Genomic DNA, 26,996 nt, shown 5'->3' with positions numbered 1-26,996 from the left:
TATGACACTGACCGATTGCGATCTGGCCCCGGCGGATTCCACCGGTCCGCTGCCGGTGGTCGCCGAAGTGCCGGAGGTCGACGGGATTCCGGTGTCCGGGCTGCTGTCCGAGGCCGCCACACCCCGGGCGGTCGTGGTCGCGCTACACGGTGGCGCGGTCGATGCCCGGTATTTCGACTGCCCCGGGCATCCGGAATTCTCGCTGCTGCGTACCGGGCAACGACTCGGGTACACGATGCTCGCCCTCGACCGGCCGGGATTCCGGAGTTCCGGCCCCTACGCCGACCGGCTCGAAGACCCGCGGCGGCGGGTGGAGCTGATGTACGGAGCCATCGACGCCCTGCTCGACGGATTACCCCGCGGGGCGGGCGTTTTCCTGCTCGCCCATTCGGCGGGTTGCGAACTGGCGGTCCGGATGGCCGCCGCCGACCGGGGTGCCGGCCTGCTCGGACTCGAACTCGCCGGCACCGGGCGCCGGCACGCGCCGGAAGCCCAGGAACTGCTCTGGGGTGCGAACCGGGTGCCCGGGAAACGGCCGGCCGGGGTCGGGAAGTTGATCTGGAGTCCGCGGCGGCTGTACCCCGAGGATGTCCTCGGGGGCGCCGCCGTCGCCGCCCGCGGTTCCGGGATCGAAGCGAAGGCCCTCAACGAATGGGCCGCCCGGGAGTTCCTCGGACTCGCACCCCGCGTCCGCATCCCGGTGCGCTTCACCCTCGGCGAGCACGAACGGGTGTGGCGCAACGACCCGGCGGAGATGACAGCGGCCGGGGCGCTGTTCACCGGTTCACCCCGGGTGGTCGTGAATTTGCAGCCCAATACGGGGCACAACATCAGCCTCGGCTATACGGCACCGGCCTACCACCTCACCGTCCTCGCATTCGCCGAGGAATGTCTCACCGCCCGCCGGACCGGCGAGTTCTCCGGTCCCACCCTGCAATTCGACGGCGGCGCCGCGGCGCCGGAAAGGTAATCGATGGACACCGATATCGCACTGTTGCTGCTGCGGCTGGTCGTGGGAGGGACCATGATCGCGCACGGGGTCAATCACTGGATCGGGGGCGGCAAGATCGCCGGTACGGCGGGCTGGTTCAGCAGCCTCGGACTGCGCAACGGTGTGCTGCAGGCGTGGCTCAGCGTGATCACCGAGATCGGTGCCGGTGTCCTGCTGGTCGTCGGCCTGCTCACACCGCTCGCCGCGGCAGCGGTCATCTCGGTGATGCTGGTGGCGGCCTTGCTGGCCCACCGGAAGAACGGGTTCTTCGTGATGAAGGACGGCTACGAATACGTGCTCGTACTGGGCGTGGTCTGCGTGGCCATCGGGATTCTGGGACCGGGCGCGTTGTCACTGGACCGTGCCGCCGATATCGAGATCACCGGCTGGACCGGTGGCGCGATCGCGCTGGTGGTCGGGGTACTCGCGACCGCCGCGCTGCTGGCCGTGTTCTGGCGGCCGGCCACCCCGAAAGCGGATTCGGCGAGCGCCGATTCCTGAGCTGTGCGAATGGAGAATCTCATGCGCGTCGGATTCATCGGATTGGGAAGTCAGGGCGGGCCGATGGCGCGCCGGATCGTCGAGGGCGGGTACCAGACCACCCTGTGGGCGCGCCGCACGGCCTCGACCGACCCCTACGCGGATACCGCGGCGAAAATCGCCGAGAGCCCGGCCGCCCTGGCCGCCGACAGCGATCTGGTGTGCCTCTGCGTCGTCGGTGACGCCGATGTTCGGGAGGTCCTGGAACGCGAGGACGGTATTTTCGCCGGATTCGCCGCCTCGGCGGCCGGGCGCACTACCCGGCCCATCATCGCGATCCACAGCACCGTGCACCCCGACACCTGCCGGGCTCTTGCCGAAACAGCGGCCGCACAGGGTATTTCACTGATCGACGCACCGGTGAGCGGTGGCGCTCCGGCGGTCGAGGCGGGCCGATTGCTGGTGATGGCCGGTGGTGACGCCGATACTCTGGAACGCTGTCTGCCGGTGTTCGGCACCTATGCGAACCCGGTGGTGCATCTCGGCGATGTCGGAGCCGGCCAGACCACCAAACTACTCAACAATCTGCTCTTCACCGCGCATATGGCCACCGCGGTGAGCACCCTGGAACTCGGTGAGCGACTGGGCGTGAGCCCACAGCGCCTCGGCGAGGTGATCGGCAACGGCAGCGGTAACAGTTTCGCGCTGGGCCGGATCCTGGCCGGCGGCGGATCACTCGATCAGATCGCGAAACACGCCGGAGATCTCCTGCGCAAGGATGTGCGTCTGATCGCCGAATTGGCGGCGGCGGATGACATCACCCCCGGGGCGGTACTCGACACCGCCGACGCAACCCTCGGCATGATGGGCAAGCCCCGCTGAGCCCAGCACCGGGCCCCCGGTGACCTGTCCCGTCCACGCGAGCGCCGGTGCAATCCGCCGCGACACAATCCAAGGAGAACGAGTGCGTATCGGATTCGTCGGCGCAGGCCGGATGGGCATCCCCATGATCCGGCGTCTCGTCGCGGCCGGACACAATGTCCGCGCGGTCGGGCGCACACCCGCGGCCCGCGACGCCATCAACGGCACCGGGGCCACCGCTGTCGGGTCCGCCGCCGAATCGGGCCAGGACGCGGAGGCAGTGGTGGTCTGCGTTTTCACCGACGAGCAGGTGCGCGAGGTCTGTCTCGGTAGCGGCCTGCTCGAGACGATGCCACGCGACTCGGTGCTGATCCTGCACACCACAGGCAGCCCGGATACCGCGACCGCGATCGCCGGATCCCCGACCGCAGCCGGGCGCCATATCGTGGATGCGCCGGTCAGCGGCGGCCCGCACAATATCGCCGACGGCGCGATCACGGTCTTCCTCGGTGGCAGTCCGGAGGCGGTCGAACATGCTCGGCCGGTACTGGCCGCGTACGCCGACCCGGTGCTGCCGGTCGGCGCCCTCGGTAACGGCCAGCGGGTGAAGCTTGTCAACAACGCGCTGTTCGCCGCCCAGATCGGACTGGTCACCGAGGCGGTGCGCCTGGCCGATCAGCTGGGTCTCGCCGAGTCCGAGGTGCTGGCCGCACTCCCCCATGCCAGTAGTTCGAGCCGCGCGGTGCTCAGTGTCGCGGCCAAGGGTTCGGTCGCCGCCTTCTCCGAATCCGTCGGGGATTTCCTGCGCAAGGATGTCGCGGTGGCCCGCGAACTCGCCGACCGGCTGGGCAGCGACCTCGGCCTCCTCGACCCTGCCATCCGCGCGGCCGTCGGACCTTCCTGAGCCGGCAACGTTCCGGCACTCGATGGCACCTCTCGGCCGGCGGCAAAGGCCGCCGCGGTGCACCCATCCCCTCGGCTCCCAGCCTTCACGATAAGTCCTGCTCGGCCAGTTCGGAGACCGGCCGAGCATGTTCGGGATCCGGGTCGATCATGCATCCCACCAGCCACGGGAAGTCGCCGATATTTGCGGTACCTTCGCGACGTTGGATCAGGTACATCGATGATCGACCCCTGGTCCGGCCGGACGTCCGTCGGCAGTGATGTCGGCGGCCGGACAGATCGCGACCGACGAAAGTGGGCAGAACCAGATCGTTTACATACCCACTGGTCAGCGATGTGGGTCCTGGTAGCCGTCTGGTGCCCCGAGAGGAATATCCTATGGCACACCCGAAATCCTTCGATTCGAATACCCGGCGTGACGGTGCGGGCCGGGACAAGTCCGCACTGTCGGTGAAGAAAGTGCGGCAACTCAGCACCAAGCCCACCACGCGCTATGTCGATTCGGATATCCGATTGAAGAAGGATATCGAGACGGCTTGATACAGAGTTCCCCTCAGATGCGGGAGGGGTCCGTGCCGGCGGGGCTGCCGCCCTGGCTGGAGCAATCCCTTCCGCGTCTCGGGCCACTGACCGACGAGCAGGCTTTTGCTGCGGTACAGGGAATCCGCGCGATCAGCTGGAAGTGGCGATTCTGGTCAGCGGTACGACGACCGCGTCTCCTCGTGGGCTTGTGGAAACGTCATTATGGGGTTGCCGCCCAAGATGTAGACGACCAGCTGAGCGCGGTGGTTCCCGGCATCGTGGTGTGCAGCCGGGAACCACGGTGTCCCCGGCACCAGGGTGTGGGTGGCGATTGCACCGGACGGCTGAGGGTCCATTACGAGTTGGTGGTGCTGGTGGTGGTGGCCGCAGCCCGGCACCTGGAGGCCACAACCGGTCACCGCGTGGACGCAATGAGTAACGTGCCCCCTTCGCCCTCGCCCGCTGTCGAGCACTACTGCTATCACACGATCGCCGCGATTCACCGGGCGGCGCCGAGGAGTCACGAATGAGTGCCGAGAGCGTGCCGCGCACCGTATTGGTGTGCATGCCGTGGCACGAGTTGACTCGTCCATCGCTTGCACTCGGCGTACTGAAGGCGAGTTGCGCCGAGCACGGGGTCGCCGAACCCGCAGCATATTATGCCAATCTCCGATGGGCCGAAGTGCTGCTGGATGCCGGGCTGACCGTGGACGATTACCGCAGCGTCTCCGACGACGGATTTACCCATGCACTCGGCGACTGGGTCTTCGCCGGGGCATTGAACGGCCCGGACTTCGGAATCGAGCAGATGGCGGATTACGCGCGGCAGCACCGGATCGACCTCGCGCTGATCTCCTGCATGCGCGGGCTCGCGGATGATTTCGTCTCCTCGGTGGCCCGCGAGGTACTGAGCATGGGTCCGGCACTGGTCGGGTTCACCTCCACATTCAGCCAGAACGTGGCGAGCCTGGCCGTGGCCAGACGGATAAAGCAGCACGCACCGGAAGTCCTGACCCTGTTCGGGGGCTACAACGCCGAGGGCGTCATGGGTGTCACCATCCACCGCGAATTCGAATTCGTCGACTTGGTGCTGCGCGGCGAATCCGACAAAACCTTTCCGGAATTGCTGGGGGCGCTCGGATCCGACCCTGGCGATCTCGGCGCGATTGCCGGCCTCTGCTGGCGGAACCCACAGGGCGCGCAGCGGGTAAACGCACACAGAGGTGCCCCGGTCGAGGCCACCGATATGCACAGTCCCCTGTTCGACGACTGGTTTCGGTCCTACGACACCAGCCTGGTCAGTGAATTCACTGAACCGGAGTTGGTGCTGGAGAGTTCACGGGGCTGCTGGTGGGGCGAAAAGCACCATTGCACCTTCTGTGGTTTGAACGGCTCCACCATGGCCTACCGGGCGAAGGAACCGTCCCGATTCGTTGCCGAGTTGGACCATATGGTGCGCAAGCACCGCGTATTGGACGTCACCGTGGTCGACAACATCCTCGATATATCCTACTTCCGTACCGCACTCCCAGCGATAGCCGAAATGGATGTCGACCTGCGACTGCACTATGAGATCAAGGCGAATATCACCGCGGAGCAGGCAGCTACGTTGCGGGCGGCGAAGGTGTGGTCTGTGCAGCCGGGCATCGAATCTCTGGTAGACGATGCGCTGCGGAGAATGGATAAGGGCATCGACGGAGTGCGCAATGTGCGCACGTTACGGGACCTGGAATCCGAAGGAATCACCGTCGAGTGGACCTGGCTGTACGGATTTCCCGGCGAGGGCGAGGACGACTATCGCCGGGTGGTCGAACAGGTCCCTGCCTTGATTCACCTGCAGCCCCCGGGCGAGTCCTCACGGATCGTCCTACAACGCTTTTCGCCCAATTTCGACGATCCGGCCACCGGCTTCGTCGAACGCCGTCCGGCCGAGCGGTACGACCCGGTATACGACCTCGATCGGCAGGTGCTCGCCGACCTCGTCTACGACTTCGACACTCCGGCCCAGGGGCTGAGCGACGAGCAGATAGCCCCACTGGATGCCGCGATCGCCGAATGGCAGGCGCATTATTCGGAGAGCTCACTACTGCGTCACGATATCGACGGCCTCCTGATCATCAGGGATCGCCGGTTCGGCTGGACAGCGAAGGACTATGTGTTCGCCGATCCGAAAGAGCGGGAGACCTGGATCGAATTGGAGCACGGCCGGACCGTCCGCGGATTACAGCGCACGCTCGCCTCGGCCGGTTTCCACTGGGACGAGGCCGAACTGACGGCATGGCTCGCCGAACAACTGGCCCACGGGCTGGTGTTCACCGAAGGCGGACGCTGGCTCGCGGTGGCGACGACGCCGGGTGGGATCGAACGCTCGATCGTGCGTCCCGAGCAACCCGAGCCGGTACTGCTGCGTCTGGAGGTACCGATATGACCGGCCCGATCGAGCGATGGCCGGAAACCGTCCCCGCCGACGTCACACATCCGGCCGCCACGGTCGCCGCCGCCCGGCGGCTGGGGCAGGTCGTCTCCCTCGCCGATCCCGTGCGATTCAGCGGCGGCGCAGACGATTTCGCCGTGCTGCGATTGCTCGGGGCGGCGATGCAGGCCGCAGTCCGGATCGACTGGACGCTCGCCTCCGCACCGCCGCAGGAACTCGACGATATCGTCCACTTGCCTCCACCCGCGCGCGCATACGGCCGGAACGCGAAAGAGATACAGGCGCGGTGGCGGGAACGTCACCGCGCAGGCCTGTGTTGTTACCGGCAGGGCCCGGATTTCGTAGCCATCCGGGACCTTCGCCGACCCGGAGCGAGTTTTCGCGCCACATTGGGCGAGCCACACGCAACCCAGTTCCGTGCCTTGGCCGCGGCTACCCGGGTCGACGAGTTGACCGGCGATGAGTCGGCACTGTTGACCGACCTACAGGACAACGGGCTTGCCCTTGTCGAGACCACGCACTTCCTACTGCCGCCGTACCGAGTCGGGACATTCCCGATTCCGTGCACCGCCTTCTGAGACCGGCGAGGACGAGTCGCGGGCGCCCCGGCTCGGAGTCACTGCCTGACAAGAACAACTCTGTCGCCCGGGCGGCACCTCCGGCTCACTCCGATTCGGGCCAGTCCGGAGACCGGCCGAGCATGCGCAGGATCCGGTCGAGCGCGGAGCCCGAGCCGGCTCCCGGCAGCGCATGCGCGAAGGGTGATTCCGGATTGTCCCGATCCGGACCGTCGGGGACCTGACCGGCAATCCGCAGCCCCGGTACGGCGCAGGCCTCGTCCAGTTCGTATTCGGCTCCGATGGCACGCGCCAGATCCCAGCCGTGGACGATGTAGTCGATCAGGTGGAATCCGATGGCCTGCTGCCCGGGCACGGTCACATCGGGCCCGAATTCCGGTAGCGCGAACATACGTTCCGGTACGTCGGCCGGGGCGAACGCGGCCAGGACCTCCGCCGCGGATTCCGCGTATTCCTCCCGAGTGTGCGGGCCGGGTGTACGTACCTGCCAGTGAGCGAGGTCGCCGCCCGTACCGCGGGCCGCGGCGGCGAAACCACGATGCTGGGCGGCCATATGGGCGAGTAGGTCGCCGACGGTCCACCCGGCACAGGGGGTCGGGTGGGTCAGCAGGTCCGCGGTAACGAGTTCGGATGTTTTCACGGTGGCGAGCACCGCCGTGCGGTCCAGCTCGCGGATGTCTTCGTCAGTCATACCCCAAATAATAAGCGCTCGCATATTATATGTCCATGCTTATTATTCACGGTGACCGCCCGGCGGACATCAGCCCGCGCGGCGGCGGGTACCGCTCCCGGTAAATTCGACCCATGGGATCAACGGATCGTCCGGACCTGGCGGCAATGCTCGCGCCGCTGACCCGCAGTCTCATCGCCATGGAACGTCCGGTTCTCGAAGCACACGGTCTGAGCATGTGGGGTTACAGCGTCCTGATCGCATTGAGCCGGGGCCCCGCCCGCGGCCAGGGCGTCCTGGCCCAGGAGATCGGCGCGGACAAGACCCGGATCATCGCGGTCCTGGACGACCTCCAGAAACACGGGCTCATCGACCGCACCCCCGACCCGGCCGACCGCCGCGCCCGGCTGCTGGAACTGACCACGGAGGGCCGCCGCATCGTCACGCGAACGCAGGCCGAGATCCAGTCCAGGGAGGAGCAGCAGGTTCTGCGACACCTGCCACCGGCGGACCGCCGCGGATTCCTCAGCGCCCTCCGCACCTTGGCCGAACTGCCCCGGGACGGGATAGACGACAATCCCGGAGCGGACTGATCAGCCGGTTCGGACGCTACCGTCACTCACAGGCGACTCCGTCGTCATCGCGGTCCAATCCCGCCCGGTAGCCGGGATCGCCCCGGTACAGCGGCGCGGCACCGGCCGCACGAGCGGCGGCACACGAACCGTAGTAGGCCGAGGAAGGCGCGGGCGCTGTCGGCGGCGCGACGGTGGCTTCCGGTGTCCACGCCGGTTCCGGAACGGCCGGCACGGCGAGCCGGGGCGATTCGGGAACGGCCTGCGGCGAAACCCGCACAGCAGCCGAGGTCGTCGTCGTGGGCGCGACCGTCGGGGTGGCCGTAGTGGTCGTCGGTAGCGGTGGGGTCGAGATGATCGCCGTCGTGGACGGGATGCCGGAAGTAGTGGCCGGGGTTTCGACGGGTGCCGTCTCGGCACCACATCCGGACAGCGCAGCGCACATGATGAAGGCGGTGGCTGCCGTTAACGTCCGTCGCATGGTTGTTCCTCTGTTCTGTTGTGGCGCAGGCGCCCGAGCGCCGCGCACGATCGATGCGACATATGATCGGCGCAAGAACAGAGGATGTTTCAGTGATGCGAAGATTGGGTACAGCGCGACCTCACGGAGGTGGGTTGAACTCGACGGTTGCCACCTCCCTACTCGTCATTGCCGCCCGTCCTCGATTCCGCGTCCGCGCGCAGCACTCGGAGCGGGGCGTGGTTGGCCCACCCCTCTTCAGGCCAGTTGAACCAGCCGGCCGACGCCGAAGTTCCGCCGTCCGGGTGCAGGGTGGTGCCGGTGAGGTACGACGACATCTGCGAGGCCAGGAAAACCGCGCAGTGCGAGATATCGGTGAGGCGGCCGGCGCGGCCCAGGGGGATCGCGACCTTCACCCCCTCCGGGTCCATCATGGCGTTGTCGCCGGTGCCGATCCGTTCCAGATTCGGGGTGGGTACGAAATCCGGGGCGATACTGTTGACCCGGATACCGTCCGGTGCCACTTCGATCGCGAGTGTCCGCCCGAACTGTTCCACCGCGGCCTTCGCCGCCGCGTAGACAGCGAAACCCGGTGCGGCACGGTGCGCCTCGATGGTGGTGATGTTGATGATGCTGCCGCCTCGTCCGCCGGCCCGCATCAAAGGGACGGCGAGGTGGCAGGCGTGTAGTACGTGGGTCAGATTGGTGCGCAGCAGCGCGTCCCAGCCCTTGGGCCGGGTTTCGGTGAACGGGGCACGAAACGTGCCACCCACCACGTTCACCAGAATGTCGAGGCGGCCCCACCGCGACTCCACGTCCGCGAACAAGGTTTCCAGCTCGACCGGATCCCGTGCGTCGCCCGTACATATCAGAGCATCGTGCCCGCGGTCCGCGAGCAACGCCCGTAATTCGTCGGCGGCGACGGGATCGATATCGAGAACGGCGGGGCGGACGCCGTTGTCCGCGAGGTCCGAGACGATCGCCCGGCCCAATCCCCCTGCCCCGCCGGTTATGACGGCCACACTGCCCGCGAGGCCGCTGCGTTCCTCGAACCAGCCCATCCCGGTGTCCTTATCGGTCGATGTAGGTCGCGCCGAAGTCCGCCAGGAAATCGAAGGTGGCGCTCGGGTCGAGAGTTGCGTGCACATCGGCACGGGTGGAGACCACGATCCAGTCCACCCCGGCGCGCGCCAGTTCCGCGAACGCCTCCCGATGCGGTCCCGGATCGGCACCGGTGCCGGTGCCGGTGAGACCCGTGTGGCTGTAGGAGTACACGAGGTCGATATGTTCCGAGCGCCCGGCGTTTTCGGCCGCGGCGCGCACCTCGGCGATCTTGCGGGACAGTTCCCGGATCCCGCCGAGTTCGGGTGTGCGAGCGGTACTGCTGAGCTCGGCCCCACCGGACATCGGGATCCACCCGTTCGCCGCGCGGGCCACCCGGCGCCTGCTCAACGCCGAATTACCGCCGATCCAGATCGGGATCGGCTGCTGGATCGGTGTCGGGCGGGCCTGCACATCGCGGGCGCTGAAATGTTTCCCGGTGTAGCTGAACGGCTCACCTTTCCAATGCAGCGGAAGTACCTCGAGCGCTTCGTCGAACAAGGTGTTGCGTTCGTCGAAATCGACTCCCAGCGCGTGGAATTCGCCCTTCAGATAGCCGGTGCCGATGCCCAGGATCGCCCGCCCGCCGGACAGTTTGTCCAATGTCGCGGCGGCTTTCGCCAGCAACATGGGATTGCGATAGGGCGCCACCGAAAGATAGGTGATCAATCGGATCCGCTCGGTGAGCGCCGCGGCGTAACCAAGTGATACGAAGGGGTCCAGCGTCTGGTGACCCCCCGCACCCAGCCAGCGTGCCCCGGGAGCCGGATGCTCGCTGAACGAGAAACCGCTGAAACCGGCCTGTTCGGCGGCCACCGCTACTTTGCCCAGCGGACCCGCGTCGAGGACATCACCGTCTACGCCGCCGGTTTCCGGGTAATGGAAGATAAACCGCATCACTGCCTCCGCGCGTTCGATATCCGGTGCATCTATCGGCCCCGTTTGACCTCGTTGAACGGCACATCGCGGTCGGCGGCGTATTCGCGCGGCATCCCGAGGACTCGTTCGCTGATCACATTGCGGGCCATTTCGGTACTACCCCCGGCCAGGCTCCACGCCGCCCGGAACAGATAATCGGTGCCGATCTTGGCAGTATCGAGAGGGTCGCCGGGCAAATGGGTGGCCGCGTCCGCCCCGGCGATCTTGACCGCCATATCGGTTTGCAGCCAGGAGTTCTCGGCACTGAACAGCCGGGTGATCGAACCGGCCGCGGGCGGCAGATCACCGGCCATGATGCTGCTGGTTATATGGGCGATCAACTGGTCGCGCACCACCGTCATGGCCCGCGCTTCGCCGATATCCTCCCGGACCCGGACATCGTCGAGACGGCCGAGCCGGCGGGCTATCTCCAGCACCGGCGAATCCTCACCGCCCATATGCGGGCGCTTACCACTGGTGTAGGGCGAGGTCCCGCCGATCGCGGACCGCTCGTGATACAGCAGCCGGGAGGCCGCCTCCCAGCCGTTGTCCACCTGGCCGACCAGCGCATCGTCGCCGAGTGTGACATCGTCGAAGAATTCCTGGCAGAACTCGGTGGATCCGGTGACCTGTTTGATCCGCTGGACCGTGACGCCCGGGGCGCCGATCGGGACCAGGAACATGGTGAGCCCACGATGTTTGGGCACATCCCAGTTGGTGCGGGCCAGGCACAACCCGTAGTCGGCGGCGTAGGCGCCCGAACTCCAGATCTTGGACCCGTTGAGGATCCAGCGGTCGCCGTCGCGTTCGGCGCGGGTGGTGAGTCCGGCGAGGTCGGAGCCCCCGTTCGGTTCGGACAGCAACTGGACCAGCAGTTCGTCACCGCGCAATACCGCGGGCAGATGCTCGAGCTTCTGCTCTTCGGTGCCCAGATCGAGCAGGGTCGCCGCGCAGATGGACAGCGTCGGCACGTTCAGGCTGACCGGCATCTCGTACGGGTAGGACTCTGTGGTGAACGCCTGCTGATGCGCCGTGGTGAGCCCGAGGCCGCCGTATTCCTTCGGGAAGCAGATACCGGCGAATCCCCCCTCGTGGAGTATCCGCTGGAGTTCGCGGATCCGATCCCACTCCTCCTTGCTGTCCGGCGGCCCTTGCTCGGGCGGGGCGGGCGGAAGATTGTCGCGCAGCCAGACCCGGGCGCGTTCGCGAAACTCGGCGACGGGTTCCAAATCGGTGCTCATAATGGTCCTGCCTTCCAGGATGTCCGTCGTGCTACGCAGTTCCCATGGGGCATGAGCGGGGGGCCTACGTGGTTACGCTCCGCTGCCACCTCCGGGCCTGACCCGCTCATGCTCTGCCGATCGGGCCCGAGCGGGGGCCTACGTGGTTATGCTCCGCTGCCACCTCCGGGCCCGGCCCGCTCATGCCGCCGCGACGAGAAGGTCGGTTATCCGGCGGCGATGCTCTTCGGGGGTGCCGTACAGCGCGCGACCCAAGCCGATCCGGCGCAGGTACAGATGCAGATCGTGTTCCCAGGTGACACCGATCCCGCCGTGCAGCTGCACACAGTCCTGGCCGATCACCGACGCCTTGGCGCCCACATAGGATTTCGCGACGCTCACCGCTTCGTCCGCGGTCGCCGGATCGTCGTCGCAGGCCCCGGCGGCGGCGCCGGCGGTCGCCCGGCAGGCTTCCAGCCAGGTCTTGTTATCGGCCATCCGGTGTTTGAGAGCCTGATAGGACGCCAGCGGGCGACCGAAGGTGAAGCGATCGGCCAACCAGCCGAGGGTGGTGTCCACAGCCTTATCGGTGGCGCCCACCGTTTCCGCCGCGGCCAGGACGGCGGCCGTGTGCAGCTGGGCGCGTATCGCCGCGGCGGCCGCGGCGCCGGTATGCGCGACCGCGGAGGCGGGCACCGCGACCTGGTCGAATTCGATCCGCGCGGTCCGCCGGACGAGGTCCAGGGTCCAGGTGGGGGTGACCGTCACTCCGGCTGCGTCGGCGGGGACCAGCAGCTGCACCGGGCCGTCGGGGCCGGCGGCGGTCACCAGGAAAAGATCGGCCTGATCGCCGGATTCGACCCGGTCCTTCGTTCCGGTCAGCCGGTACCCGTCACCGTCCGGTACCGCCCGCACCGTCGCGTCGGAGTCGTCGCTTCCGGCCAGGGCATTGATCACGTCCATGCCCCGGCCCGGTTCATAGACGGCCCATGAGGCGATCAGCTCACCCGCGGCGATCCCCGATATGGTGTCGCCGAATCCCGCGCCCGCGCTCGCCAGTCCGGCCAGTACCGCGTTGGTGGTGACGAACGGCCCCGGCGCGCAGGCCCGGCCGAGTTCGACGGCCACCAATGCCAACTCGGTATGCGGACGGCCGGCGATGGACCCGCCGCCGTACTCCTCGGCCACCAGCATCGCGGTCCAGCCAAGTTCGGTGGCCGAGCGCCACCAGCCGCGGTCGAATCCGCGCTCGGCCTCACCGAGAGCGCGTACTGTCGCCACCGGGACGGTCTCCGCCAGGAATTCCCGGGTCGTCTGCTGGAAGAGCCGCTGGTCAGCGGTGAGATCGAGGGTCATGATGTCCGGTCCTCCGGTTGACGCACGGCACGCCGTGTGGAAATCTCATACTCACAGATGAGAGTTATATTCTCAAATGCGGAAGTCAACCGGCGGAGCTGCTCGTGGCGGTGGGAGCCGGCGGAGCGAAGGGAACCGTCACGTGAAAAACTTCCAGGATCTGGACTTCTTCCTCGGACAGGAGTTGGTCGCCGATCCGTACCCGTATTTCGAGGCTCTCCGTGACCAATGCCCGGTGACCCGGGAAAAGCACCACAACGTCATGATGGTGACCGGCTACGACGAAGCACTGGAAGTGCTCAACGATGCCGAACAGTACTCCTCCTGCATCTCGGTCACCGGCCCGTTCCCCGGCTTCCCGGTCCCGATCGACGAAACCTCCGATGTGGACGCGCTGATCGCCGAGCACCGGGATTCGCTTCCGCTCAGCGATCAGCTACCGACGCTGGACCCGCCCACCCATACCGCGCACCGCGGCCTGCTCATGCGGCTCATCACCCCGAAACGCCTCAAAGAGAACGAAGAGGCGATGTGGGATATGGCCGATAAGGTACTCGACGAGTATCTGGCCGCCGGAAAAGGCGATATGATCCGCGAATTCGCCGGCCCCTTCACGCTTTACATCATCGCCGATCTGCTCGGTGTTCCCCAGGAAGATCAGGCCGAGTTCCTGAATTCCCTGCAGCGCGACCCGCACCGCACCGAAACCGTCGGCAGCACCGAGGGCGAAGGCGGGATGTCGCACAACCCGATCGAATTCCTCTACGCCAAATTCTCGGCCTATATCGAGGACCGGCGGGCGAACCCACGCGGCGATGTGCTCACCAGCCTCGCCGAGGCCACTTTCCCCGACGGCAGCCGGCCGGAGGTATTGGATGTTGTCCGGGTCGCGGCCAACCTGTTCTCGGCCGGCCAGGAAACCACCGTGCGACTGCTGTCCTCCGGCATGAAAATGCTTGCCGAGGATCCGGAATTGCAGAAGTGGCTGCGCGAGGACCACGAGCGGATCAACAATTTCATCGAGGAAATGCTGCGGATGGAAAGCCCGGTGAAGGGCGATTTCCGGATGGCGAAAAAGGCCACCACGGTCGGTGGCGTCGACGTCCCCGCCGGCACCGTGCTGATGCTGGCCAACGGTGGCGCCAACCGCGACCCGCGCCGGTTCGAGAACCCGAACACCTTCGACCCGCAGCGCTCCAACGCGCGTTCGCATATCGCGTTCGGCCGCGGTATCCACACCTGCCCCGGCGCCCCGCTGGCCCGCGCCGAGGCGAAGGTCGCGTTCAAACGCCTGCTGGAACGCACCACCGATATCCGGATCGACGAGAGTGTGCACGGCCCGGCAGACAACCGAAACTACACATACCTGCCGACCTTCATCCTGCGCGGAATCACCGCCCTGCACCTCGAATTCGACCGTAAGGAAGGCTAGGTCTCATGAAGGTCATCGTCGACGCCGATTCCTGCAAGGGCCACGGAATCTGCACCACCCTGTGCTCGGAAGTCTTCACGCTCAACGACTACGGCTACGCCGAAGCGATCGACACGGAGATCCCCGAGGATCTCCAGGAGGCAGTGTCCACCGCCAAGGACGCCTGCCCGGAATGGGCGATCAAAATCGTCGGCGAGTCGTAGTCACCATGAGGTCCCGCACCGGATACGACCCGGGGCGGGACACGGTTTCGGCCCCGGACGTCGGGCAGTGATCGCCGGCCGATGGATTCCAGCGACCGTGAACCCGGCCGACGAGGCGGCGGTATGTCGGCCGAGTTCTTCTGATCATTCGTATATCGCGTCCCCGGTCTAGAATCGGGTCATGATCACTCGTGGAAAGGGCGGAATCCGCCCCGGCCGATGAGCCCGCCGGGAGGCCGGAACGCCTCCGCCGCAATCCCTCCGCCGATCCGGGTGGACGCGATGACCGTTTTCGCCTGCGCCCGCTGCGGCACCCGCCTGACTCCGAATCTCTACCGGGTCTCCGTTCCCTGCCACATCCTTGTCGATGACCCGACCTGTACATATCAGCACATTCCACGTATGGGGCCCGGGGCGTTCGCCGTGGACCCCGAGCCTTTCGGGCCGTCGGATATCGGTGCCGCGGCCACCCGCGGCACCATCCTCTTGAACCCGGATGACATCCGCAATGTGAAACCACACAACGACTATCTCCGGCGTTCCGGATGTTGCCGGCCGTCCGGAACACACGGCCTCAATCTGGTGTGTGCGAACTGCTGCCTCGAAGTCGGGACGGAACAGAGCGATTGCTGGACCGCGCCGTCCGTCCATCTCGAGCCGGGATCGGTTGTGGTGCGTGGCCGGGGCAGGGGTATCGAGACTCACGGCCGCGCCAGGCCGAGGACGCCGGTGAGGTCGCGGAGGCATTCTTCGTAGACCGGTTCGAGGTCGGAGTAGGCGAAGTCGAGCTGGTGCAGGACTTCCATGCACAACAGGCCGTACAGCCGGATCCAGGAGGACAAGAAAACGTGTGCGGCCTCCGGCGGTAACCGGTTGTCGATCGATGCCGAGTAGGTGATCAGCTGCTCGCGCAGCGACGAGGGTAGTTCCGCTGGGTCGGGTACGGGGAATGGGCTCGTCTGCCACAGCTCGACGGTCAGATCCAGCAGCACTCGTTCGAATCGCTGCCCGGCGCGGTGGCGCTCGGCATCCGGTTGCCGGTTCAACGGTGTGATCGGGGCTGCGAAGATCCAGCCGAACTCGGCCGGGTGGGTGATCGCCCAGGTACGCATGGCACGGCAGACCGCCAGGATGCGCTCACCGACCGGCGCGTCGGCACGAGCGTCGCGGACATGTTCCATCGCACTGGCCAGCTCGTCGAAGAAATCCGCGGTCACCGCGCCGACCAGCGCGTCGTGGCCGGCGTAGTAGTGATAGAGGGCCGGCCCGCTCATCCCGACCTCCCGGGCCACCGCGTTGATGGTCACCGCGGCCGCCCCCTGCTCGACCAGCAGTGTGCGTACTGCCTCGTGGATCTCTTTCAAGGTCGCCTTGCGTAGTCGCTCGCGCCTTCCGCCGGTCTGCGTCGACATCGTCACCCTTCTGCCGGTTCACTGCACTCGTTGACATCCTAGAGCATCTATGGTGTCTTAATGGCTCTAAATAATTTAGAGACTCTAGGAGTTGACATGAGGTACCGGTGGTGGGCACTTCCGGCGATTCTGCTGGTCGTGACGGCGGTGTGGTGGCGGCAATCCAGGTCTGCTCGGATGCACGACAGTGCCGGGTCGCCCTGCGATCGAAAGGGCCGGCGATGAAGGCGCTCGTCGTGGGCGGCGGTATCGGCGGCCTGGCCGCCGCGGTGGCTTTCCACCAGCGTGGCTGGCAGGTCGAGGTGTTCGAACGCGCGCCGAAGATCACCGAAATCGGTGCGGGGCTGTCGATCCAGCCCAACGGGTTGCGCGCCCTGGACGCACTCGGCCTCGGCCACCTCCTGCGCACCGGCGGGCAGGGTGCCCCGCTACAGGGCATCCGAGACATCAGCGGCACCTGGTTGATCCGCAACGACATCGAAGAACTCGAACGACGCTTCGGCCCGTGGGCCATCATCCACCGGGCCGCACTCGTGGACATCCTGCGTGCGGCCCTCCCCGCGCACGCCCTGCGGCCGGGAACCACCGTGCGGCAAGTACTACCCGACGGCACAGTCCACCACGACGGCGGCACGGCCACCGCGGACCTCGTGATCGGCGCCGACGGAGTACACAGCGTGACCCGACGCTCGATCTGGCCGCACGCCGCCGGCCCGCGCTATCTGGGATACACCACCTGGCGCCTGCTCACCGCGCCCCACGCCGTCGAAAGCAGCGTCGAAATATGGGGCAGGGGTGAGCGATTCGGCTACATGCCGATGCCCGACGGTCGTGCCTACTGCTATCTGATGGGAAACGCGCCGGCCGGATCCCGGACAGGACTGGACCTACTTCGCGAGCGGTTCGCGCGCTGGCACGACCCCGTCCCCGCCCTGCTCGGCGCCGCACACCCGGATGCCGTCCTGCAGCACGACACCTACGAGCTACCGAATCTGCGCACCTACATCCGCGGGAAGGTCGCGATTCTCGGCGACGCCGCACACGCCATGGCACCCAATCTCGGGCAGGGCGCCTGTCAGGCACTCGAAGATGCAGCCACACTCGCCGCCACCGTGGACACCCTCGGCTGCGCGGCCGGACTGCGGGAATACGACCGTCTCCGCAGACCTCGCACCCAGATGATCGCCCAACTCTCGCGCCGGGTCGCCGCACCCGCCCACTGGAACTCACCACTGGCAACCGCGCTCCGCGACACCGTGCTCCCCCTGCTACCGAACGCACTCTTCGGCCGTTCGATAACGCCTGCCTACTCCTGGACACTCCGACCTGCCCGAAACACCCGCCCGCCCTCGGATGTCCACCTTCGGTAACACCTGCCCGGGTGGGGGAACCACATCGTCGACGAGTCGTCGCGATACCCGTCATACCGGCGAGATCGCGGCGCTACGCTGTCGGTATCCGGACCGGCACGGAGAAGGGGCCCTGCCGCCTCGGTGAGAAACAGCATGTCACCAGGTTCGGATCAGGGGCAGCGATTCGAAAGTAGGCCGCGATGCAATCGGTGCGCGACGCCGTCCGGGATCTGGTGGATCGATCGATGGAGTCGGGGGACGGCCGCGGCGACGCCGGGCACGGCACAGTAGTGATCAGTGCCGGTCCCGGCGTCGTCCAATGGCTGGCAACGACCGAGGGCGTCTTCCATATCGAAGTCACCGACCCGGCACGGAACCGGCGCAGAACCCTGATCCAGCGCCTGCGCCGCCGCGAAACCACCGAGGCGGCCGGACTCACCGAGCGAGAGCTCGCTCTCCTGGCCGAACTGGGGTTCGTCGCGGGCGATCCGAACTACGAACTACGGCCGGACGAGGCCGAACTCGACCGCGACCATATCGTGCACGTCATCACCACCGTGCTGCACGACGTCTTCGGCGTCCGCGAAGTCAGCGGATTCTCGGCCGAAGTCTTCTGAAGCGTCGCCCACCGAGCCGCGGGAACTCGTCGCTGATTCGTTCAGGCGTCGTACGGCAGCAGAGTGAAGTGGGCGACGCCCCATAGTGGCTGCAGCTTGCGAAAATGGCGCCGATCGAGCGTCATCACATCGGTGGTTCGGTACCGGTCGGCAAGCACCACGATCGAGGCGTCCGCCATGCCCACATAGTCGTCGTCGCCGAAGCTGGAGACGACGGCCAGGGCGGCGGCGTGGTAGTCGCGCGTCCATTCGGCCAGCTCGAAGGCTCCTGCGGAAATGTCCTCGGCGAACCTGCGGGCCGCCGCAGCACCCAAGCGGGTCGCAAGCATGTAATCGGCCTCTGCCGCAATCAGCGGAGAGACGATCAGCAAGCCCGTCGTATCGGTCGCGATCTCGGTAAGCGATGCGTGCTCCGGATAAGCTTCGTCGTACATCGCGATGATCGCGCTGGTATCGACGATGATGTTCTCACCACTCACCGAAGCCACCGGCCAGCTCCCGGTCGATCTCCTCAGCTGATAATGGCCGGTCACTTCGGAACCCGCCGAACGTCGGCTTCGGACGCGGAGCGTGCTCGTCCAGCAACTTCTCGATCGCCTGCGACATGGTCAGGCCCTCGGCTGTCGCCAACCGGTGCAGCCGGTCTCTGGTCGGCTTCGGGACCTTGATGGTCGTAGAGGTCATACCGTCCAGTATACCAACAGCTGGTTAGCGCACCAGGGGTCTGTTCACTGCCCGGTCCAGCGGGGTTTCCGTTTCTCCGCGAATGCCGCGGGGCCTTCCTGGGCATCGGCGCTGCGGTAAGCCCGGGAAGCCGCGTGGCGCGACGCTTCCAGGGCAGCCGAGCGACCCATATCGGTCGCCAGCATGACGGTTTCGCGTGCGGCACGTACCGACAGCGGTGCCCCGGCCAGTACTCTTCCCGCCAGGTCGAGCGCGGTGGGCAGCAGATCATCGGGTTCGGCCAGGCGGTTGACCAGGCCGATCTCGTATGCGCGCTGGGCGGTGACGGGATCGCCGGTGAGCAGGATTTCCATCATGATCCGCTGCGGGATCATATGGATCAGCGGTGCCGCCCAGGGAGAACTGCGGCCCACTTTCACCTCGGTGACCGCGAAGGTGGCCGTGGTACTGGCCACGCATAAGTCGCAGGCCTGGGCGATCATCCAGCCGCCCGCGAAGGCGGCGCCGTTGACGGCGGCGATGGTGGGTTTGGACAGTTCGATGGTGTCGTAGGGCAGCGGGAACATATCGCGTGGCGGTTCGGCCATCCGGGTTTCGACCATTTCCGCGAGGTCCCCGCCCGCGCAGAAGGCCTTCCGGCCGGTCCCGGTGAGGATCGCGATGCGTAGCGACGGATCGTGTTCGAAGCGGTCCCAGGCCTCGAACAGGCCGGCCCGGATTTCTTTGTCCAGGCAGTTGCGGCGGTCCGGGCGGTTCAGGGTGATGACCGCGATCCCGTCGAGGCGGGCGTCGAACAGTACGGCGTCGGACATTCAGAACCCTCTTCGCTGGATCTCGGAGGCCGCCCGGTCCAGATCTTCCCGGAAATCCGGATGCGCGACGGAGATCAGGCGGCGGGTGCGTTCGGCGAGTGAACAGCCGGCGAGTTCGGCGGCACCGAATTCGGTGACGATCACATCCACATCACTGCGGGCGGTGGTGACCGGACCCGACAGCCGCGCGGTGATCCGGCTGACGGTGCCGCGTTTCGCGGTGGCGGGTAGTGCGATGACGGCGTGCCCGCCGCGCGATCGGGCTCCGGCGCGGACGAAATCCACCTGACCCCCGGTACCGCCGAGATATGCCGAACCGCTCTGTTCGGCATTCACCTGACCCGTGAGGTCGACCTCCATCGCGGAGTTCAGGGTGACCAGCTTGTCGAGTTGCGCGAGGACCGCCGCGTCGTGGGTGTAGGACGTGGGGCACAGGCGGACCTGCGGGTTGCGGTCGGCGAAGCGGTACAGGCGATCAGTACCGATCAGTGCACCGGTGACGGAGACTCCGGGGTCGATCCGCTTGCGGGCGTTGGTGACCGCTCCCGCCTCGATCAGGTCGACCAGGCCGTCTCCGATCATCCCGGAGTGGACGCCCAGATCGCGCCGGTCGCCGAGCAGGCGTAATACGGCGTCCGGGACGGCACCGACGCCGACCTGCAGTACGGAACCGTCTTCGATGTAGGACGCGACGTACTTCGCGATGGCTTCGTCGGTGGGGCCGAGGGCCGCGGGCGGAACCTGAACCGGCCGGCGGGAAACCCGGACAGCGCAGTCGATTTCCCCGGCACGCAACCCTTCGCCGGGTGTGTACGGCACCTGGTCGTTGACCTCGGCGATCACCACCCGGGCCCGGTCCACGGCGTCACGGGTGTGGTCCCCGATCAGACCGAAGCTGTGCACCCCGTTCTCGTCGGCCGGGCTGACCTGGACGAACGCCACATCGCAGCCGAGGTGTCCCGTTTCGATCATCGGACCCACCCGGCTGACATGGCAGGGGATGATGCCGAGTTCGTGTTCCCGGCTGAGGACGCGCAGGGTGCCGATCGCGCCCATACTCGACAGCGCGAACGATTCGGCGGTTTGCGGGGTGAAGATGCCCGAGAAACTGGTGGCGACGAAGGCGGACAGGCCGCCGATATCGCGACCCTGCGCGATCAGCGCCTCGATCAAGGTGCTCGGTTCTCCGCACGCCTGACCGATGACGATACGGTCGCCCGGGCGCAGGAATCTCCGCAGGTCCAGTTCGGCTGCCTCGATCGTGCTCACCGGCGCTCGCCTTGATCCACGGGCACGGCCGGTTGTCCGTTGCCGCCCGGCTTGCCGGTTCCTTCGGCGCCCGCCTCACCCACACCGGTTTCCGCCGCGTACCGAGAACGGCCGCCGGCCGCGGCGGCGACACCACCCAGAACTTCCTCGTTATGCGCTCCGAGCCTGGGTGCGGGTCCCGCGACCCGGCCCGGAGTGCGGGAGAACCAGGCGGGTGGCCCAGGGAAACGTACCGGCCCGGTCGGTGTTTCGACTGTTTCGAAAAAACCGGTGGCGTTGAGCTGGGGGTTGTCGAGCAGTTCGTCGAGGGTACGCACGGGGGCGGCCGGAATATCCAGGGAATTCAGCAGATCCAGCCATTCCGCGGTGGTGCGGGTGCGGAAGGTTTCCCGCAGATGGGCGTACACGACGTCGATCCGGGCCGCACGCTGGGCCAGGGTGGCGAACTCGGGGCCCGCCCAGGGCGGGGCGACCGCGCCGACGAAGGCGTTCCACTGCTTGTCGTTGTAGACCAGCGCGGAGATGTACCCATCGGCAGTGCGGTAGGGGGCGCGTTCGCTGGTGACCGCCCGCGGGTACGCGGCGGTGCCCAGCGGCGGATCGAACAGGGCGCCGTTGGCGTGCTCCACCAGCATGAACGCGGCCATGGTTTCGAACATGGCCACCTCGACTTCCTGGCCTTCGCCGGTGCGTTCGCGATGGAACAGCGCCATCATGGTCGCGTAGAGAGCAGTCATCCCGGCTACCTTGTCGGCCATGATCGTGCCGACGTAACTCGGTTCGCCGGTGAGCAGTTGCTGCGCGAAGGGCAGCCCGCATTCGGCCTGGATGGTGTCGTCGTAGGCGGTGCGGTCGGCATCGGGGCCACGGCGGCCGTAGCCGTAGCAGTTGGTGTAGACGATGGACGGGTTCACCGCGGCCACCTGTTCGTAACCGAAACCCAGTGCGGTTACGGCCTTTCCGCGCATGGAGTGGATGAAAACATCGGCGTCGGCGATCAGATCGCGCAGTACCGTCTTGTTCGATTCGTCGCGCAGGTCGAGGACCACACTGCGTTTACCGCGGTTCACGTTCACGAAGACCCCGGCCATCCCCTCCTCGGGACCCACCGAGATATAGCGGGTGTTGTCCCCGGCCGGGGGTTCCACTTTGATCACATCGGCACCCATATCGGCCATGATCTGGGTGCAGTACGGGCCCATCACCATGGCTGTCAGATCGATGACCCGGACCCCGGCCAGCGGCCCTGTGTGTTGCATTACGCCCTACCTTCACCGGGCCGCGCGAACAAATCGACGGCTATCTGATGAATCTTTGTAAGGATAGTGATATCAAGTATGGGTGCCCAGTTTCAATGGCGAGAATGTCGAGGACGACGGCGGCAGCGCGATACGCCTCCCCGCGTCCATCGCCGAGGTGCTACGTCCTGCCCTCGCGGCGAACCCGGAATCCCCCGCGATCGAAGCAGCGTCGGGCATATGGTCCTACCGCGAACTCGACGAGCGGGCCGGCGCTGCCGCGGGCGCGCTGTGGTCGCTCGGCGTGCGGCCCGGCGACCGGGTCGCGGCCTGCCTGCCCAATGATCTGGATATCGTCGCGGCCTTTCACGGCGCGCAGCGGATCGGCGCGATCTGGGCGGGAATCGGCGAAGCGATGGCCGCGGCCGAACAGCAGTACCTGCACGATCTGATCGAACCGAAGGTGGTCCTGGCCGGGCCCCGTTGCCTGGTCGAAGCGCCTTCTCTGGTCGATACCGAGGTGTGGGCCGCGGCGCAATCCGCACCCGCCGCACCCGATATCGCGACCGATCTCGACGCGCCCGCCGGTATCGCGTTCACCAGCGGCACATCCGGGCGGCCGAAAGCGGTTGTGCACAGCCAGCGCAATATGCTGCTGCCCGGCGCGGTCCTGACGGCAACCCGCCACTGGGGCCCGGATCTGCGCAAAGGCGACAGTTTTCCGCTGACGATCCTCAATATGATGGTCCTGACCACCTTGCTCACCGCCCAGGCCGGCGGCTGCGCGGTGATCATGGATCGCCGGGATGCGGCCGGTGTCGCGGAATGGATCGCGACCCGGAAAGTCACGGTCTGGAACGGCGCACCCGCGCAGCTCTACGATTTGGCCGCCCTGCCCGATCTGGATCTGAGTTCGCTACAGGAGGTATGGAGCGGCGGCAGCGACACCCCGGATCAGCTCCGTGAGGCGTTCGCGGCCTCCCACGGCTTGGTCCCCCGGGTAACCTACGGTCTCACCGAGGCCCCGACAGTCGTCTCGATCGATCCGCCCGGTTCGGACTGGGCCCCGCGCACGAGCGGCCACGTACTGCCGCACTTCGACGTAGCGGCCTATGACGACAGCGGAAACCGGCTCCCCCCGGGGGAAATCGGTGAACTGCACCTGGCCGGACGCACCGACGGACCGTGGGCGAACCTGTGGCAGCCGCTGCTCGGACACTGGGCCGACGGCGGGATCCAGCCGCCCCCCGAGGGGCCGGTGGCCACCGGCGATATCGGCACGGTCGATTCCGCGGGACGGCTCACGCTGCTGGACCGCAAGAAGATGGTGATCATCCGCGGTAGCGCGAATATCTACCCACTCGAGGTGGAGCGTGTACTGGATACCCATCCGGCGGTCGGCAAGGCCGCCGTCTGCGGGATACCGCACGAACGCCTCGGCCAGCAGGTGGCGGCCGTTATCGAAACGAACGGAGCCGCGGTGGATTTCGCCGACCTGGCCGAACACTGCCGGCGCGAGCTCGCCGGATACAAGGTTCCCGAGGTGTGGGCCACGGTCGATACGCTGCCCCTCAACGCGATGGGCAAAGTCGTGCGTACGGAACTCCCCGAGCTCATCGCCCGGGCGGGATCGGCATGAGCGAATCAGGCCGGGAGCGGTCGGCAGGGCCCGATGCACACGGTATGAGCGATACGCGAGCTGCGGCCGTGCGCCCCTTCGAACTGGACGGCCGAGTCGCCATCGTGACCGGTGGCTCGTCCGGGCTGGGAGCCGCGGTGAGCCGGGCGCTGGCGGGGCTGGGCGCGCGAGTCGCGGTGGTGGCGCGGCGCCGCGACCGCCTCGAATCACTGGCCGGCGAGATCGGCGGACTGGCCCTGGGCGGCGATCTCGCCGAACCGGACCGGATCGCGGAAATCGTTCCGGAAGTGGCCGACAGGCTGGGCCCGCCGGAGATCCTGATCAATGCCGCGGGTAACCGGTTCGGTACCGAACGCGCGGAATCCGAACCGCTCGAAGATATCCGGCGCACCATGGACCTGAATCTGGTGGCACCGCTGCTGCTCGCGCAGCAGGTGTTCCCGTATATGCGCGATCGCGGCCGCGGTTCGATCGTGAATATCTCCTCGATCAGCGGGCGGGTCGGGGTCCCGGGTATTCCGCAGGCCTCATATGCCGCGAGCAAGGCCGGCCTGTCGGGACTCACCTCGGAGCTCGCTGTCCAGTGGGCCCGGCACAGTATCCGGGTGAATACGGTCGCGCCGGGGTTCTTCCGCAGCGAGATCACCGACAGCCTGTACGACAGCGAACGCGGTGCCGAATATCTGAAGCGCAATATCCCGTTGCCCACCGAGGGCACCGCCGAGGACATCGTCGGCGCGGTCGTCTGGCTGGCCGGCGATTCCGGCCGCTATGTCACCGGGCAGACCATCGTCGTCGACGGCGGGTGGACGGCGCGCTGACCGCCGTACAGGGTGTTGACAGTGATTATCACAGGTGGAAATATGATTCTTCAATACAGAGAATTCAATTCTTCCCCTATCACCGCCCGGCGCCCTGTCCCCGGCACACCGCCGTTCGAGATGCTGGAACGACATATATCCGAACGGATCGAGGAAGGACCACATCACTGATGTTCTCCGCTGTTGTCATAAACAAGGGTGAAGCCGGCCCACAGGTCGAACTCACCAGCGTGGACGAAACCCAGCTGCCCGAAGGCGATGTCGAGATCGAGGTGGCCTACTCCACCCTCAACTACAAGGACGCGCTCGCGATCACCGGCGCCTCCCCTGTCGTGCGCAAGTTCCCGATGGTTCCGGGCATCGACCTCGCGGGCACCGTCACCAGCAGCAGCCACTCCCGCTGGTCGGCCGGCGACAAGGTCGTCCTCAACGGCTGGGGCGTCGGCGAAACCCATTGGGGCGGGCTGGCCCAGCGCGCCCGGCTCAACGGCGACTGGCTCATCCCGCTGCCGGCCGAATTCACCGAACGCCAGGCCATGTCGATCGGCACCGCGGGCTACACCGCCGCGCTGTGCGTGGACGCATTGCTGAATTACGGCCTCACCCCCGACAACGGCGAGATCCTGGTAACCGGCGCGACCGGCGGGGTCGGAAGTGTCGCCATCGCCCTGCTCACCAAGGCCGGGTTCAGCGTCGCGGCCGCCACCGGGAAAGCCGGTGAGCACGCCTATCTGAAGCAGCTCGGGGCCACCACGGTCGTGGACCGCGCCGAACTCGCCGAGAAGGGTAAACCCCTCCAGAAGGAACGCTGGGCCGGTGTCGTCGACACCGCCGGCAGCCACACCCTCGCCAATGCCGCCGCGCAGACCCGGTACGGCGGCGCGATCGCGGCCTGCGGTCTGGCCCAGGGAATGGATTTCCCGGCATCCGTCGCCCCGTTCATCCTGCGCGGCGTTTCGCTGCTGGGCGTGGACAGCGTGATGGCACCCATATCGAAACGACTCGACGCCTGGGGCCGCCTGGCCCGCGATCTGGACCCCACCGTTCTCGATTCGATCGCCCGGGAGATCCCCCTGGGCGAGGCGATCGAGGCGGCCGGCGGGTTCATCGCGGGCACAGTTCGCGGTCGCATAGTCGTCGATGTGAACCGCTGAGCAGGAGTTCTCATGGCCAAGAAGGCGACCGAATCCACCGTCGAACTCGATCTGAGCGATGTCGACCACCGCGTCGGTAAACCGATCGGCGGCGGCCAGCTCTGGGATCCGTGCAGCACCTCCGATATCCGCCGCTGGGTAATGGCGATGGACTACCCGAACCCGCTGCACTGGGACCAGGAATTCGCCCGCGAATCCCGGTACGGCGGACTCATCGCGCCGCAGTCGATCGCGGTCGCGCTGGATTACGGGCACGGCGCGGCACCGGCCTGCGTGGGCCGTATCCCCAACAGCCATCTGATCTTCGGCGGCGAGGAGTGGTGGTTCTACGGCTGCCCGGTACGCCCCGGTGATCAGCTGTTCCAGGATCGCCGCTTCCACGACTACAAGGTGACGGAGACGAATTTCGCCGGCCCCACCATGTTCTCCCGCGGCGACACCGTCCACCGCAACCAGCACGGCACGCTGGTCGCCAAGGAACGGTCGACGGCGATCCGTTATCTCGCCGAAGAGGCGAACAAGCGCGGTATGTACGAGAACCAGCTCGGCGAGATCAAGAAATGGACCGCCGCGGAACTGGCCGAGGTCGACGCGCTGCGCACCGAATGGCTGCATTCGAACCGGCTCGGAGTATCACCGCATTTCGACGAGGTGAAGGTCGGCGACAAACTGCCGCGCCGGGTGATCGGACCGCACAGTATCGCCAGTTTCACCACCGAGTACCGGGCCTTCCTGTTCAACATCTGGGGCACGTTCCGGTGGACCGCACCCGAAGGTATCGAGGACCCGTGGGTCTACCAGGACCCGGGCTGGACCGAGGGTTTCGGCTTCGACGAAGAGGGCGCGAAGATCGACCCGCGCCTGCGTGACGGCCTGTACGTCGGCCCCTCGCGCGGCCATATCGACGCCGACAAGGCCAGTGATGTGGGCATGGCCCGGGCCTACGGCTACGGGGCCACCATGGGCGGCTGGTGCACCGACTACCTGGCCTACTGGGCCGGGAACGACGGAATGGTCCGGCACACCAAGGCCGATTTCCGGCTGCCCGCGTTCGAAGGCGATGTCACGTACTTCGACGGCGAGATCGTGGACAAGACACCGGAATCGACCTGGGGCGTCCCGCTGGTCCAGGTGAAGCTGAAGCTCACCAACCAGGACGGCGGCACGCTGGTGTCCTGCACCGCCGAGGTAGAACTCCCGCTGTAACGCGGCAACGGTGCGGCACGCGACAGTCCACCGCGCGCCGCACCCCGGGACCGCGCACGCCGCGGCCGACCACCCGCACCGCGGGACAACA

At 66.8% G+C, this 26,996-nt stretch carries 29 protein-coding genes; 16 read left to right on the top strand and 13 right to left on the bottom strand.

Annotated features, from left to right (window positions below; translation table 11 throughout):
* Window position 1 precedes the first annotated feature (1 nt).
* The 4 genes from ABZ827_RS14430 (at window position 2) to ABZ827_RS14415 (ending at window position 3,236) form a co-directional block, all read left to right on the top strand.
* Window positions 2-970, top strand: coding sequence for an alpha/beta hydrolase (locus ABZ827_RS14430; protein ID WP_357237037.1), 969 nt, complete (start codon window positions 2-4; stop codon window positions 968-970).
* 3 nt (window positions 971-973) lie between these two features.
* Window positions 974-1,492 (top strand): DoxX family protein, encoded by a 519-nt coding sequence (locus ABZ827_RS14425; protein WP_357237035.1) that lies wholly within the window; start codon window positions 974-976, stop codon window positions 1,490-1,492.
* A 21-nt stretch (window positions 1,493-1,513) separates the two neighbouring features.
* Window positions 1,514-2,353 (top strand): NAD(P)-dependent oxidoreductase, encoded by an 840-nt coding sequence (locus ABZ827_RS14420; protein WP_357237033.1) that lies wholly within the window; start codon window positions 1,514-1,516, stop codon window positions 2,351-2,353.
* An 82-nt stretch (window positions 2,354-2,435) separates the two neighbouring features.
* Window positions 2,436-3,236, top strand: a complete 801-nt coding sequence (locus tag ABZ827_RS14415; RefSeq protein ID WP_357237031.1) for an NAD(P)-dependent oxidoreductase — start codon at window positions 2,436-2,438, stop codon at window positions 3,234-3,236.
* A gap of 85 nt (window positions 3,237-3,321) precedes the next feature.
* Here ABZ827_RS14415 and ABZ827_RS14410 read toward each other — a convergent pair whose 3' ends face one another.
* Window positions 3,322-3,453, bottom strand: coding sequence for a hypothetical protein (locus ABZ827_RS14410; RefSeq protein WP_357237029.1), 132 nt, complete (start codon window positions 3,451-3,453; stop codon window positions 3,322-3,324).
* 160 nt (window positions 3,454-3,613) lie between these two features.
* On the opposite strand from ABZ827_RS14410, the gene ABZ827_RS14405 reads away from it, so the two are divergent.
* The 3 genes from ABZ827_RS14405 (at window position 3,614) to ABZ827_RS14395 (ending at window position 6,769) form a co-directional block, all read left to right on the top strand.
* Window positions 3,614-3,775 (top strand): hypothetical protein, encoded by a 162-nt coding sequence (locus ABZ827_RS14405; RefSeq protein ID WP_357237028.1) that lies wholly within the window; start codon window positions 3,614-3,616, stop codon window positions 3,773-3,775.
* Between the two features lie 508 nt (window positions 3,776-4,283).
* The gene (locus tag ABZ827_RS14400) at window positions 4,284-6,185 is read left to right on the top strand and encodes a RiPP maturation radical SAM C-methyltransferase (protein ID WP_357237026.1); all 1,902 of its coding nucleotides are present in this window, start codon (window positions 4,284-4,286) and stop codon (window positions 6,183-6,185) included.
* The gene (locus ABZ827_RS14395; RefSeq protein ID WP_357237024.1) at window positions 6,182-6,769 is read left to right on the top strand and encodes a DUF5825 family protein; all 588 of its coding nucleotides are present in this window, start codon (window positions 6,182-6,184) and stop codon (window positions 6,767-6,769) included. Before ABZ827_RS14400 ends, ABZ827_RS14395 begins: the two co-directional genes overlap by 4 nt.
* A gap of 85 nt (window positions 6,770-6,854) precedes the next feature.
* On the opposite strand, the gene ABZ827_RS14390 is transcribed toward ABZ827_RS14395, so the two are convergent.
* Window positions 6,855-7,460: a TIGR03086 family metal-binding protein gene (locus ABZ827_RS14390; RefSeq protein ID WP_357237023.1), complete on the bottom strand. Its 606-nt coding sequence runs from the start codon at window positions 7,458-7,460 to the stop codon at window positions 6,855-6,857.
* A 113-nt stretch (window positions 7,461-7,573) separates the two neighbouring features.
* On the opposite strand from ABZ827_RS14390, the gene ABZ827_RS14385 reads away from it, so the two are divergent.
* Entirely contained in the window at window positions 7,574-8,032 is a 459-nt protein-coding gene (locus ABZ827_RS14385) for a MarR family winged helix-turn-helix transcriptional regulator (protein ID WP_357237021.1), read from the top strand.
* A 22-nt stretch (window positions 8,033-8,054) separates the two neighbouring features.
* Here the strand turns inward: ABZ827_RS14385 and ABZ827_RS14380 are convergent, their stop codons facing one another.
* From ABZ827_RS14380 to ABZ827_RS14360, 5 genes are all read right to left on the bottom strand, one after another.
* Window positions 8,055-8,492, bottom strand: coding sequence for an excalibur calcium-binding domain-containing protein (locus ABZ827_RS14380; RefSeq protein ID WP_357237019.1), 438 nt, complete (start codon window positions 8,490-8,492; stop codon window positions 8,055-8,057).
* 158 nt (window positions 8,493-8,650) lie between these two features.
* Window positions 8,651-9,532: an SDR family NAD(P)-dependent oxidoreductase gene (locus tag ABZ827_RS14375; protein WP_357237018.1), complete on the bottom strand. Its 882-nt coding sequence runs from the start codon at window positions 9,530-9,532 to the stop codon at window positions 8,651-8,653.
* Between the two features lie 10 nt (window positions 9,533-9,542).
* Window positions 9,543-10,469: an LLM class F420-dependent oxidoreductase gene (locus ABZ827_RS14370; protein WP_357237016.1), complete on the bottom strand. Its 927-nt coding sequence runs from the start codon at window positions 10,467-10,469 to the stop codon at window positions 9,543-9,545.
* Between the two features lie 32 nt (window positions 10,470-10,501).
* On the bottom strand, window positions 10,502-11,731 hold the full coding sequence (locus ABZ827_RS14365; RefSeq protein WP_357237014.1) for an acyl-CoA dehydrogenase family protein: 1,230 nt from the start codon (window positions 11,729-11,731) through the stop codon (window positions 10,502-10,504).
* Between the two features lie 180 nt (window positions 11,732-11,911).
* On the bottom strand, window positions 11,912-13,069 hold the full coding sequence (locus ABZ827_RS14360) for an acyl-CoA dehydrogenase family protein (protein WP_357237424.1): 1,158 nt from the start codon (window positions 13,067-13,069) through the stop codon (window positions 11,912-11,914).
* Window positions 13,070-13,208: 139 nt separating this feature from the next.
* On the opposite strand from ABZ827_RS14360, the gene ABZ827_RS14355 reads away from it, so the two are divergent.
* Together ABZ827_RS14355 and ABZ827_RS14350 are read left to right on the top strand one after the other, a co-directional pair.
* Window positions 13,209-14,498 carry a cytochrome P450 gene (locus ABZ827_RS14355; protein WP_357237013.1) on the top strand — a complete coding sequence of 430 codons (1,290 nt, stop codon included), beginning with the start codon at window positions 13,209-13,211 and terminating at the stop codon, window positions 14,496-14,498.
* A 5-nt stretch (window positions 14,499-14,503) separates the two neighbouring features.
* On the top strand, window positions 14,504-14,701 hold the full coding sequence (locus ABZ827_RS14350) for a ferredoxin (RefSeq protein WP_357237011.1): 198 nt from the start codon (window positions 14,504-14,506) through the stop codon (window positions 14,699-14,701).
* A gap of 701 nt (window positions 14,702-15,402) precedes the next feature.
* On the opposite strand, the gene ABZ827_RS14345 is transcribed toward ABZ827_RS14350, so the two are convergent.
* Window positions 15,403-16,113, bottom strand: a complete 711-nt coding sequence (locus tag ABZ827_RS14345) for a TetR/AcrR family transcriptional regulator (RefSeq protein WP_357237009.1) — start codon at window positions 16,111-16,113, stop codon at window positions 15,403-15,405.
* A 110-nt stretch (window positions 16,114-16,223) separates the two neighbouring features.
* Here ABZ827_RS14345 and ABZ827_RS14340 point away from each other — a divergent pair, with 110 nt between their 5' ends.
* A complete protein-coding gene (locus tag ABZ827_RS14340) occupies window positions 16,224-17,483 on the top strand; it encodes an FAD-dependent monooxygenase (protein WP_357237008.1) in 1,260 nt (419 codons plus the stop codon).
* A gap of 182 nt (window positions 17,484-17,665) precedes the next feature.
* Entirely contained in the window at window positions 17,666-18,082 is a 417-nt protein-coding gene (locus tag ABZ827_RS14335) for a hypothetical protein (RefSeq protein WP_357237006.1), read from the top strand.
* Window positions 18,083-18,123: 41 nt separating this feature from the next.
* On the opposite strand, the gene ABZ827_RS14330 is transcribed toward ABZ827_RS14335, so the two are convergent.
* The 5 genes from ABZ827_RS14330 to ABZ827_RS14310 are packed head-to-tail and all read right to left on the bottom strand — an operon-like array spanning window position 18,124 to window position 22,088.
* The gene (locus ABZ827_RS14330) at window positions 18,124-18,570 is read right to left on the bottom strand and encodes a PIN domain-containing protein (RefSeq protein WP_357237004.1); all 447 of its coding nucleotides are present in this window, start codon (window positions 18,568-18,570) and stop codon (window positions 18,124-18,126) included.
* A complete protein-coding gene (locus ABZ827_RS14325) occupies window positions 18,551-18,766 on the bottom strand; it encodes a hypothetical protein (protein ID WP_357237002.1) in 216 nt (71 codons plus the stop codon). The genes ABZ827_RS14330 and ABZ827_RS14325 overlap by 20 nt, the downstream gene beginning before the upstream one ends.
* A 44-nt stretch (window positions 18,767-18,810) precedes the next feature.
* A complete protein-coding gene (locus ABZ827_RS14320) occupies window positions 18,811-19,578 on the bottom strand; it encodes an enoyl-CoA hydratase-related protein (RefSeq protein WP_357237000.1) in 768 nt (255 codons plus the stop codon).
* The gene (locus ABZ827_RS14315) at window positions 19,579-20,847 is read right to left on the bottom strand and encodes an acetyl-CoA hydrolase/transferase C-terminal domain-containing protein (protein ID WP_357236998.1); all 1,269 of its coding nucleotides are present in this window, start codon (window positions 20,845-20,847) and stop codon (window positions 19,579-19,581) included. It abuts the gene before it with no gap.
* Complete coding sequence (locus ABZ827_RS14310) at window positions 20,844-22,088, bottom strand: CoA transferase (RefSeq protein WP_357237423.1); 1,245 nt, start codon at window positions 22,086-22,088, stop codon at window positions 20,844-20,846. The genes ABZ827_RS14315 and ABZ827_RS14310 overlap by 4 nt, the downstream gene beginning before the upstream one ends.
* Window positions 22,089-22,188: 100 nt before the next feature.
* Here ABZ827_RS14310 and ABZ827_RS14305 point away from each other — a divergent pair, with 100 nt between their 5' ends.
* From ABZ827_RS14305 to ABZ827_RS14290, 4 genes are all read left to right on the top strand, one after another.
* Window positions 22,189-23,724, top strand: coding sequence for a class I adenylate-forming enzyme family protein (locus ABZ827_RS14305; protein WP_357236996.1), 1,536 nt, complete (start codon window positions 22,189-22,191; stop codon window positions 23,722-23,724).
* Between the two features lie 44 nt (window positions 23,725-23,768).
* Window positions 23,769-24,545: an SDR family oxidoreductase gene (locus tag ABZ827_RS14300; RefSeq protein WP_357236994.1), complete on the top strand. Its 777-nt coding sequence runs from the start codon at window positions 23,769-23,771 to the stop codon at window positions 24,543-24,545.
* Window positions 24,546-24,715: 170 nt separating this feature from the next.
* On the top strand, window positions 24,716-25,699 hold the full coding sequence (locus ABZ827_RS14295; RefSeq protein WP_357236992.1) for an MDR family oxidoreductase: 984 nt from the start codon (window positions 24,716-24,718) through the stop codon (window positions 25,697-25,699).
* A 12-nt stretch (window positions 25,700-25,711) separates the two neighbouring features.
* On the top strand, window positions 25,712-26,905 hold the full coding sequence (locus tag ABZ827_RS14290; RefSeq protein WP_357236990.1) for a MaoC family dehydratase N-terminal domain-containing protein: 1,194 nt from the start codon (window positions 25,712-25,714) through the stop codon (window positions 26,903-26,905).
* Window positions 26,906-26,996 lie beyond the last annotated feature (91 nt).

It is taken from the genome of Nocardia sp. NPDC019395, from assembly GCF_040632335.1.
Taxonomy (GTDB): Bacteria; Actinomycetota; Actinomycetes; order Mycobacteriales; family Mycobacteriaceae; genus Nocardia.
The sequence above is the reverse complement of the archived record's forward strand: the minus strand, read 5'-3'. Positions and strand labels throughout refer to the sequence as shown.